This window comes from Romboutsia sp. (assembly GCF_051659545.1).
Taxonomy (GTDB): Bacteria; Bacillota; Clostridia; order Peptostreptococcales; family Peptostreptococcaceae; genus JBOFOR01.
Genome location: NZ_JBOFOR010000075.1, coordinates 23,715 through 32,866, shown reverse-complemented (window position 1 = coordinate 32,866; position 9,152 = coordinate 23,715). Strand labels below are relative to the sequence as shown.

Sequence of the window (9,152 nt, the reverse complement as noted above, 5' to 3'; positions counted from 1 at the left end):
CAAAGGGCAAAGTGTTGGAAGAATATTTTTTTGTATTGTTTAAGCTAAATGAGTTGTTATATAGTTAAAGGAATTTATAAATTATAATTTAAATAGTATATTAGTGTAATAAAATTATTAAGGAGTATTTTATGTTAAAGGCAGGCAAAAAAAATATTATAAGTATAATACAAAAATCTAACTACACTGAAATAAACTCAAAAGCTGCAGAAATGTCCTTTTATTTACTACTTTCATTTTTTCCTTTTCTAATTTTTACAATAAGTAGTATTGTATATATACCAATAATTCATTTAAATAAATATGTAAAATTATTAGAAAATATAATGCCAGCGAGTGCTTTTAATTTAGTAAGTTCTATAATACAATCGGCTATTGAAAATAGAAGCTTCAGTTTTTTAGTAATGAGCTTCGTCTTGACTTTATGGACTTTATCTAGGGGAGTAAAAGCCCTTATAAAGTGCATGAACAAGTCTTATAGAGTTAGAGAAACAAGAACACTTATAAAGGTATCTTTTATAGCATTTTTATTTACTATAATATTATTACTTCTTATTTTTTCATCAATGATATTTTTAGTTTACGGAGAAAGAATAGGATACTTTATTTTTAAATTAATTGGACTTAATAAAATATTTATTAAAGTGTGGAATATTTGTAGATATAGTATAGGAATTACTACTATAATAATTATACTGATAAGTTTATATACCTATACTCCAAATAAAAGAATACAAATAAAAGAAGCTACTCCAGGTGCTTTTGTTGCAACTTTTGCATGGTTATTAGTATCATTTGTTTATTCTTATTATGCTAATCATTATGCTAATTATGAAATAATATATGGAAGTATAGGAGGAATTATAGCACTATTAACATGGTTATACTTAAGTAGTTGGGCTCTTCTTATTGGATCTGAAGTAAATGCTAAGTTATACTTTAGATCCAATAAGAGGGAAAAAACATTTTAGGGGAGGTTTATTATGAGATCACATGAAATAGAATATAGGCTTTATGGTGATGATATGCAATTTGTAGAAATTGAATTAGACAATGGTGAAAGTGTAATAGCAGAAGCTGGAGCAATGATAATGATGGATGAAGATGTTAGAATGGAAACATTATTTGGAGGTTCTAGTAAAGGAGGACTATTTTCAGCATTAGGGGGCGCTGCAAAAAGAGTTATAACAGGAGAAAGTATTTTTATAACATCTTTTACCAACATAGGAGATTATAAACAAAGAGTATCATTTGCATCTCCTTATCCAGGAAAAATAATTTCGATTGACTTATCTAAATATCAAGAAAAAATAATATGTCAAAGGGATTCATTTTTATGTGCAGCAAAAGGCGTTGAAATTGGCATTGCATTTACTAAAAAAATTGGTGCGGGATTTTTTGGTGGTGAAGGGTTTATACTTCAAAAGATAGAAGGTGATGGTTTAGTATTTATACATGCAGGAGGTACTATAGTAAAGAAAACATTAGATAGAGGACAAAAGCTAAAAGTAGATACAGGTTGTTTAGTAGCAATGACTAAAGACATAAATTATAATATTGAATTTGTGGGTGGCATAAAAAATACTTTATTTGGAGGAGAAGGATTATTCTTTGCTACTCTTACAGGGCCAGGAGAAGTTTGGATTCAAAGCTTACCATTTATTTGCTCTTGCTCCACCTAACTTTAATAACAACTAATTATACTAATTGCAAAAAAATAAATATAAAATTAAATAAATATAAAAAAAAATAAGTAAATTATTGCACAGTAGCTGCATATTATATAAAATAATACTAATAATACTTAGTATTATAAAAATTAAATAGTCTAAAAGCAAAGAATAGGAAGAGTAAACTTAAATCGATTACCAGAGAGAGAAACCCTTGGCTGTAAGGTTTTTTTAGTTAGATAAGTTGAAAACTACCTATGAGCTTCTATCTGAAGTTACTTATTATAGTTCTAGTAAGATTAGACGTTAACTGCGTTAAAGTGAAAAGTGAATTTTCAATTACAGTTGAAAATTAAATTAGGTGGAACCGCGGGAACTATACTCCCGTCCTTTTATTAAGGACGGGAGTTTTTTGCATTCCTGAATTAATAAAAGAATTTAATTTTTTAGTGTACATTGAACGTTAAATTGGGTGGAACCGCGAGTATAAGACTCGTCCCTTTATTGGGATGGGTCTTTTTTTGTTATAAAAAATAATATAAATAAAATCTGGAGGTATAAAAATGAGAATAGGAATTTTAGGATATGGAACAGTAGGTAGTGGCTTAGTAGATGTAATCGACAATAATAAAAGTAAGAGAGATATAGAAATAGTAAAGATATTAGTTAAAGACAAATCAAAACATAAAGATAAAAAATATTTCGATAAATTAACTACTAATATAGATGATGTTTTTAATAATAACATTGATGTACTAGTAGAGCTTATAGGAGGATTAAATCCATCTCTAGAATATATAAAAAGAGCTTTAAGTAGCAAAATACATGTAGTTACAGCAAACAAAGATTTATTAGCAGAACATGGAAATGAATTAGTAGAATTATCTAATAAAAATAATGTAAACATAAAATTTGAAGCATCTGTAGGAGGAGGAATACCAGTACTAAAACCTTTAATAGAATCATTAGAAGGGAATAGTATCGATAGTATATATGCAATTTTAAATGGAACTACTAACTTTATCCTATCAAAAATGTACAATGAAAGCTTATCTTATGATGATGCTTTAAAACAAGCTCAGATACTTGGCTTTGCAGAGGCTAATCCAGACTCAGATGTTTTAGGATATGATGCAGCAAGAAAACTATCAATACTATCTACACTAGCTTATAATAATAGAGTCTACTGGAAGGATTTATATCTAGAAGGAATCACTGATATAGATGCTAAGGATATGGAATATGCTAAGCAATTAAATTGTAAAATTAAGTTAGTCGGCCAAAGTAGATATGAGGATGATGTAGTAAGTGCATCTGTTAGACCAGTTTTAGTTGGAAATGAAAGTATTCTAGCTATGGTAGATAATGAATTTAATATAGTTGTTGTAAATGGAGATTCTGTAGGAGAATTATCTTTTGTAGGTAAAGGAGCCGGTAAATTAGCTACAGGGAGTGCGGTTTACTCAGATTTATTAGATATTTTAGATAATAGATCAGCTTCAATAAACTCGTTTACAAAATCAAGAGTAAAGGTAAATAAAATAGTAAAAAATAAATGTAGTGCACTTTTAAGATTTAAGGACTGCCAAAAAGATGAAATAATACATGTTATAAAAGAATGTATGCAAAACTATGATATCTTAAATGATGATGATGATGAATTAGCTATTATGGTTCATGCTAATTCAGAATATGAGATAAACAATAGCTTATGTGTTATAAAAGATAAAGGATATTGTGTAGGCGTGAACAAGCTTCTAAAAATAAGTTAATTTATGATTACAATAAAACTAAAAATATTAGTGTAACTATTTAATCAAAAGTAACGTAGGTTTATCTACGTTACTTATTACCTTTATAGCTGTGGTTAACTGATATAGAGGTAATATAATTAAAATGTTAAATTATTGAAAGATATTGAATTATTAAAATATATAGTATACAATAATCATGAAACTTGACTTTATTATCAAAAGGGGGATTATATTGTGAAAGTAAAAGTAGGAATGAATGGTTTTGGAAGGATAGGAAGAGCTGTATTAAGAATTGCTCAAGAAAGATTAGATGATAATATCGAAATAGTAGCTATAAACGCAAGAGCATCTGCAGAAACGTTAGCTCATTTATTTACTTATGATTCTTGCTATGGAACTTATAAAGGCGAAGTAGAAGTTAAAGATGAGGATACTTTAGTAATAAATTCTAAAGAAGTAAAAATAGTAAGACATAACGATCCTGCACAAATACCTTGGGGAGAATTAGGGGTAGATGTAGTTATAGAGTCAACAGGATTATTTACTCAAAAAGAAAAGGCTCAGAAACACATTGAAGCTGGTGCAAAAAAGGTAGTAATAACTGCACCTGGAATCAATGAAGATATAACTATCGTTATGGGGGTTAACGAAGACAAATATGATAATGAATTACATAGTATAATATCAAATGCTTCTTGCACTACAAACTGCTTAGCACCATTTGTTAAGGTATTAGATGAAGTTTTCGGAGTAGAAAAAGGGTTAATGACAACAATACATTCATATACTAATGACCAACAAATATTAGATAAAAATCACAAAGATTTAAGAAGAGCAAGAGCTGCTGCTGAATCAATGATACCAACAACTACAGGTGCTGCTAAAGCTGTAGCAAAAGTATTACCTCAATTAGAAGGAAAATTAAATGGTTTCTCTGTAAGGGTTCCTACTCCAACAGTTTCTCTGGTTGATTTAGTATGCGAACTTAAGAAAAATGCTACAGTTGAAGAAGTAAATATAGCATTAAAAGAAGCCTCTGAAACTAGTTTAAATGGAATTTTAGGATATAGTAATAAGCCTTTAGTATCTATTGATTACAGACAAGATTCAAGATCATCAATAATAGATGGACTATCAACTATGGTGTTAGACAACAACATGGTTAAAGTAATTTCTTGGTATGACAATGAATGGGGATATTCAACTAGAACTGTTGATTTAGTAAATTACATAGTAAAAAATATGAATTTAGTTAAAAATATATAATTAAGTAAATTAAAAAGAAGAGAAATATTAAATTTCTCTTCTTTTTATATACTATAAAATTACAGCTTAAATAATTTTATAGTATATAAGTATATATTTATGATATCATTTTACATAGTTAGGAGATGATAATTATGAAATTAATAGATTTACATTGTGATACCATAGATAAATTAATGGATTATAAAGGAAGTAATCTTTTTGACAATATTTTTTCAGTGGATATACAAAAACTTAAAAGTGCTAACTCATTAGTCCAAGTATTTGCACTTTATTTTGACTTAGAACTTTATAAAAATGATCCTTTCAATAGATTTGAAGCTATGTCAAATAAGTTTTTTGAAGAAGTCTACAAATATAAAGATAGTATCTCATTAATTAAAAATTATGATGATATATTAAAAAATGAAAATGAAAATAAAATATCGGCTATGCTTTCAATTGAAGAAGGAGCTGCATTACATGGAAAAATAGAAAATTTACACTCTGTATATGAAATAGGAGTAAGGTTAATTACTTTAACTTGGAATTATGAAAATGAAATAGGCTATTCTCATAGTATAAAAGGATTTGAGAATGAAGGATTAAAGCCCTTTGGAATAGATACTGTTGAAGCTATGAATGAATTAGGTATTATAGTAGATGTATCTCATTTAAATGATGGCGGCTTTTATGATGTAGCTAAAATAGCTAAAAAGCCATTTATAGCATCTCATTCAAATTCAAGGACTATAACAAATGTAACTCGAAATCTTACCGATGATATGATAAAAACGCTAGCAGATAAAGGTGGCGTAACAGGAATAAACTTTTACAAAGCATTTCTAGGCGATATGTACATATCTAAAGTAGAAGATATGGTAAAGCATATAAAGCATATTGTAAATATAGGTGGAATAGATGTAGTATCTATGGGTTCTGATTTTGATGGAATACCAAATGGATTAGAAATAGAAAATATAAGTCAAATAGAAAAGCTTCAAAATTCTCTTTTAAAATCTGGATTTTCTCAAAAAGATATTGAAAAAATCATGTATAAAAATGCTTTAAGGGTTATAAAGGACGTTCTTTAAAAACTTTAAATGTTAAAACAATTAATGTTAGTTTTTTAACATTTAAAGCATTGACAAATAGTGTTAAAGTACATAATATTATATTATAAAAATAAAAAAAGGTACGATGAAGTACCTTTAGATAGACTAAGAGGTCTATAGAATTCATATATTAGAATTCTATAGACCTCTTCTTTTTGAAATACATTAAAGCTACAAATCCAACGAGGGATAAAGTAGTTAAAAAATATAACTTATTAAGGGCGTAAAAAATGAACAGTATTAATTACGTGGATACAACATTTGTTATTTTTTCAGCTTGCCTAGTTATGCTAATGACACCAGCAGTAGCTTTATTTTATGGAGGTATGGTTAGAAAGAAAAATATTTTAAGCACAGCAATGCATAGTTATTGTTCTTTAGGAATAGTATCGATTCAATGGGTGCTAATCGGTTACACACTAGCTTTTGGAGATAATATAGGAGGATTTATAGGAGGCTTCAAATACTTATTTTTAAATGAAGTTGGATTCTTACCTAATGAATCGTATAGTACAACAATTCCTCATCAATTGTTTATGATATTCCAGTTGATGTTTGCAATATTGACACCAGCACCTATATCAGGTGCATTTGCAGAAAGAATGAAATTTAAGGCATTTATTGTATTTCTAATATTATGGTGTACTTTTATCTATGATCCAATTGCTCACTGGGTATGGGGTGATGGTGGCTGGTTAAAAACATTAGGTGCATTAGATTTTGCTGGAGGAACTGTAGTTCATATTAGCTCAGGAATATCAGCTCTAGTAGTTGCTATAATGCTAGGAAAAAGAAAAGATATAGATAGCGCAGCTCCTCATCATATCCCAATGACTGTACTAGGTGGAGCGTTATTATGGTTTGGTTGGTTTGGATTTAATGCAGGGAGTGCACTTGCTGTAAATGATATAGCAGTAAATGCATTTCTAGTTACAAATACAGCAGGCTCAGCATCTGCATTAGCTTGGATGGTTTGTGAGTGGAAATTAAATGGAAAACCAACTTTACTTGGATTTATAACTGGTGGAATAGCAGGGCTTGTTGCAATAACACCTGCAGCTGGATTTGTTAATGTTCAAGCTTCTATGATAATCGGTGTAGTCGGTGGTATAATATGTTTTTATACTATTAATATAGTTAAGAAAAAAATTGGATATGATGATGCTCTAGATGCTTTTGGATGTCATGGTATTGGTGGTATTTGGGGATGTATAGCTACAGGCATATTTGCTAGTACTAAAATAAATCCAGCAGGAGCAGATGGAATTTTGTATGGAAATTCTCATCTTTTAGCAGTTCAATTAATAAGTGTAATTTCCGTTACTATATTCTCTCTTATAATAACATGTGTAATACTTAAATTAATAGATTTAGTTATTGGAATAAGAGTAGATGAGGTAGAGGAAGTTGTAGGATTAGATTTGGCTTTGCATGGTGAACTTGCTTATAGTGAGTTTGAGGTATCTGATAAATCTATACTCAATTCTAGACTGAACTCTGAATCAAATTAAATATTAAATTTATCAAATTAAATGTTAATCTCTTTAAATGTAACTTATAAAAAAATATGAGTACAAGTAAAGTGGTTAACATTTTTATATTTCTTTATATTTAATTGAAAGTATAAAACACTATAAGTAAAACGGAGGATTAACATGAGCAATAAAAAGTTAATTGCTATATTGACAAGTATAGCGGTAATGTCTATGAGCATTATTGGATGTTCTAAACCACAAGAAAGTGGCAGTAATGTAACCATATCAGGTTCAACTTCTGTAGGTCCATTAATTGAAAAAGAAGGCGAAGCATTTAAGTCATCAAATCCAACTATAAATGTACAAGTAAACCAATTAGGTTCATCAGCGGGTATAAATGATTGTATAAATGGAACGGTTCAAATAGGAATGTCTTCTCGTGATTTAAAAGAAGATGAAAAAAATACAGGGCTTAAGGAAGTTGAAATTGCATACGATGGAATAGCCCTAATAATAAATAAATCTAATACTGTAACAAATCTTACATTAGATCAAATAAAAGATATATATAAAGGCAAGATAGTCAATTGGAAGGAAGTTAGCGGTAAAGATATTCCTATAGTAGTAGTAAGTAGAGAAGATGGATCTGGAACTAGGGATGCATTCCAAGAAAAAGTTGGATATAAGTCAGAGGAACTTACTAAAGAGGCACAAACAGTAGTAGAAGATAATGGTCTAATAAAAATAAAATAAAATAATTCTAATTAATTTAAATCTCTCTTATCGCAGGGAGATTTTATTTGGAATAGATATTGGAGGTACTTATGGAATTAAAAAAGAGTTTAAATATTACTAAGTCAAATAAAAATAAATATTTTATAGAAGCTTTAACAGAAAAAATATTTTTAATTAGCGCATTAGTTGCAGTTATAAGTTTATTACTAATAATAGGATTTGTATTCTATAAAGGATTAACACCTTTTGTATCTAAGGGATATTCCATAATAGATTTTATATTTGGTAGAGAATTGGTTAAAAGTCACAAGTAAGTAGATAACAATATGAACCTAAGTAATTTAGATTTAAATATAAATAATTTAACAGATTTAACAGTTGATATGATCGAACTATGTGAAAATATTGTATCAAAAGTAATAGATGCAATGGTGGCCAAAAATCTAGAAGGATGCAAGGACATTTTAATTCTCGATGATGATATAGATAATTTAAGAGAGATTATAAGAGAAAAAAGTATAGAGTTAATGGCTCTTAAGCAACCTCTTGCAAAGGACTTAAGAATAATTTATGCACTAGGAGCTATTTGTATGGAGTTAGAAAGAATTGGTGATTATGCTGTAAATATAGCTATGGAAACAATAAAAATAGGTATGGATGAATACGTTGAGGAACTTGTAGAAATTCCTAAAATGAAAGATATTAGCCTATATATGTTGCAAAGCGTAAAAAATCATTAAAAAACCAAGGATGACAAGCTCGCTCATAAAGCAGGTATTCAAGATGATATAATTGATGATCTATATAATGATTTATATATCGATGCCATGAGTGCAATGAGAAAAGATGTTGCCAATATAAATCAAGGTGTAAAACTTTTATTCGTAGGTTAACTAAAAAAGACTTGGATTATAATCCAAGTCTCTATTATTTATGAGAGAGTTTGTTAACATGCTAGTAAAAAATAATAATTTAAAGTTACTTTGATGATTTTTTAGGTTTTATAGGTTTTGCAGTATTTTGACTTACTGATCCAGTTTTAGATGGTCTTAGTGAAGGATCAATATTAAGTTCTTCAGCTATTTCTAAACTAGATTTAGCTACATTTTTAGATTGTTTAGGTTTTTTCATACTTTTGTTCTTTGCCATAAATTCCTC

The 9,152-nt window shown here is 28.6% G+C and carries 10 protein-coding genes and 1 other annotated feature; of the genes, 9 read left to right on the top strand and 1 reads right to left on the bottom strand.

Translation table 11 applies throughout. The features are described 5' to 3' along the window. Window positions 1-131 precede the first annotated feature (131 nt). From ACRC03_RS04345 to ACRC03_RS04305, 9 genes are all read left to right on the top strand, one after another. Window positions 132-971, top strand: a complete 840-nt coding sequence (locus tag ACRC03_RS04345; protein ID WP_438651327.1) for a YihY/virulence factor BrkB family protein — start codon at window positions 132-134, stop codon at window positions 969-971. Window positions 972-983: 12 nt separating this feature from the next. After that, a complete protein-coding gene (locus ACRC03_RS04340; protein WP_438651326.1) occupies window positions 984-1,682 on the top strand; it encodes a TIGR00266 family protein in 699 nt (232 codons plus the stop codon). Window positions 1,683-1,828: 146 nt separating this feature from the next. Beyond that, window positions 1,829-2,065: a binding site (T-box leader), on the top strand. 168 nt (window positions 2,066-2,233) lie between these two features. Next, complete coding sequence (locus ACRC03_RS04335) at window positions 2,234-3,442, top strand: homoserine dehydrogenase (RefSeq protein WP_438651325.1); 1,209 nt, start codon at window positions 2,234-2,236, stop codon at window positions 3,440-3,442. 216 nt (window positions 3,443-3,658) lie between these two features. Next, window positions 3,659-4,690 carry a type I glyceraldehyde-3-phosphate dehydrogenase gene (gap, locus tag ACRC03_RS04330; RefSeq protein ID WP_438651324.1) on the top strand — a complete coding sequence of 344 codons (1,032 nt, stop codon included), beginning with the start codon at window positions 3,659-3,661 and terminating at the stop codon, window positions 4,688-4,690. A 134-nt stretch (window positions 4,691-4,824) separates the two neighbouring features. Beyond that, the gene (locus ACRC03_RS04325; protein ID WP_438651323.1) at window positions 4,825-5,763 is read left to right on the top strand and encodes a dipeptidase; all 939 of its coding nucleotides are present in this window, start codon (window positions 4,825-4,827) and stop codon (window positions 5,761-5,763) included. A 251-nt stretch (window positions 5,764-6,014) separates the two neighbouring features. Continuing rightward, the gene (locus ACRC03_RS04320) at window positions 6,015-7,295 is read left to right on the top strand and encodes an ammonium transporter (RefSeq protein ID WP_438651322.1); all 1,281 of its coding nucleotides are present in this window, start codon (window positions 6,015-6,017) and stop codon (window positions 7,293-7,295) included. 144 nt (window positions 7,296-7,439) lie between these two features. Further along, entirely contained in the window at window positions 7,440-8,012 is a 573-nt protein-coding gene (locus ACRC03_RS04315) for a substrate-binding domain-containing protein (RefSeq protein WP_438651321.1), read from the top strand. A 71-nt stretch (window positions 8,013-8,083) separates the two neighbouring features. Further along, window positions 8,084-8,308: a hypothetical protein gene (locus tag ACRC03_RS04310; protein ID WP_438651320.1), complete on the top strand. Its 225-nt coding sequence runs from the start codon at window positions 8,084-8,086 to the stop codon at window positions 8,306-8,308. 12 nt (window positions 8,309-8,320) lie between these two features. After that, the gene (locus ACRC03_RS04305; protein WP_438651319.1) at window positions 8,321-8,734 is read left to right on the top strand and encodes a phosphate signaling complex PhoU family protein; all 414 of its coding nucleotides are present in this window, start codon (window positions 8,321-8,323) and stop codon (window positions 8,732-8,734) included. Window positions 8,735-8,972: 238 nt separating this feature from the next. Here the strand turns inward: ACRC03_RS04305 and ACRC03_RS04300 are convergent, their stop codons facing one another. After that, on the bottom strand, window positions 8,973-9,143 hold the full coding sequence (locus ACRC03_RS04300) for a hypothetical protein (RefSeq protein ID WP_438651318.1): 171 nt from the start codon (window positions 9,141-9,143) through the stop codon (window positions 8,973-8,975). Between the last annotated feature and the right edge of the window lie 9 nt (window positions 9,144-9,152).

Bases quoted from the DNA above. Each gene is read 5' to 3' on its own strand.
- ACRC03_RS04345 (WP_438651327.1), top strand. From the start codon at position 132: ATGTTAAAGGCAGGCAAAAAAAATATTATAAGTATAATACAAAAATCT.
- ACRC03_RS04340 (WP_438651326.1), top strand. From the start codon at position 984: ATGAGATCACATGAAATAGAATATAGGCTTTATGGTGATGATATGCAA.
- ACRC03_RS04335 (WP_438651325.1), top strand. From the start codon at position 2,234: ATGAGAATAGGAATTTTAGGATATGGAACAGTAGGTAGTGGCTTAGTA.
- ACRC03_RS04325 (WP_438651323.1), top strand. From the start codon at position 4,825: ATGAAATTAATAGATTTACATTGTGATACCATAGATAAATTAATGGAT.
- ACRC03_RS04320 (WP_438651322.1), top strand. From the start codon at position 6,015: ATGAACAGTATTAATTACGTGGATACAACATTTGTTATTTTTTCAGCT.
- ACRC03_RS04315 (WP_438651321.1), top strand. From the start codon at position 7,440: ATGAGCAATAAAAAGTTAATTGCTATATTGACAAGTATAGCGGTAATG.
- ACRC03_RS04310 (WP_438651320.1), top strand. From the start codon at position 8,084: ATGGAATTAAAAAAGAGTTTAAATATTACTAAGTCAAATAAAAATAAA.
- ACRC03_RS04305 (WP_438651319.1), top strand. From the start codon at position 8,321: ATGAACCTAAGTAATTTAGATTTAAATATAAATAATTTAACAGATTTA.
- ACRC03_RS04300 (WP_438651318.1), bottom strand. From the start codon at position 9,143: ATGGCAAAGAACAAAAGTATGAAAAAACCTAAACAATCTAAAAATGTA.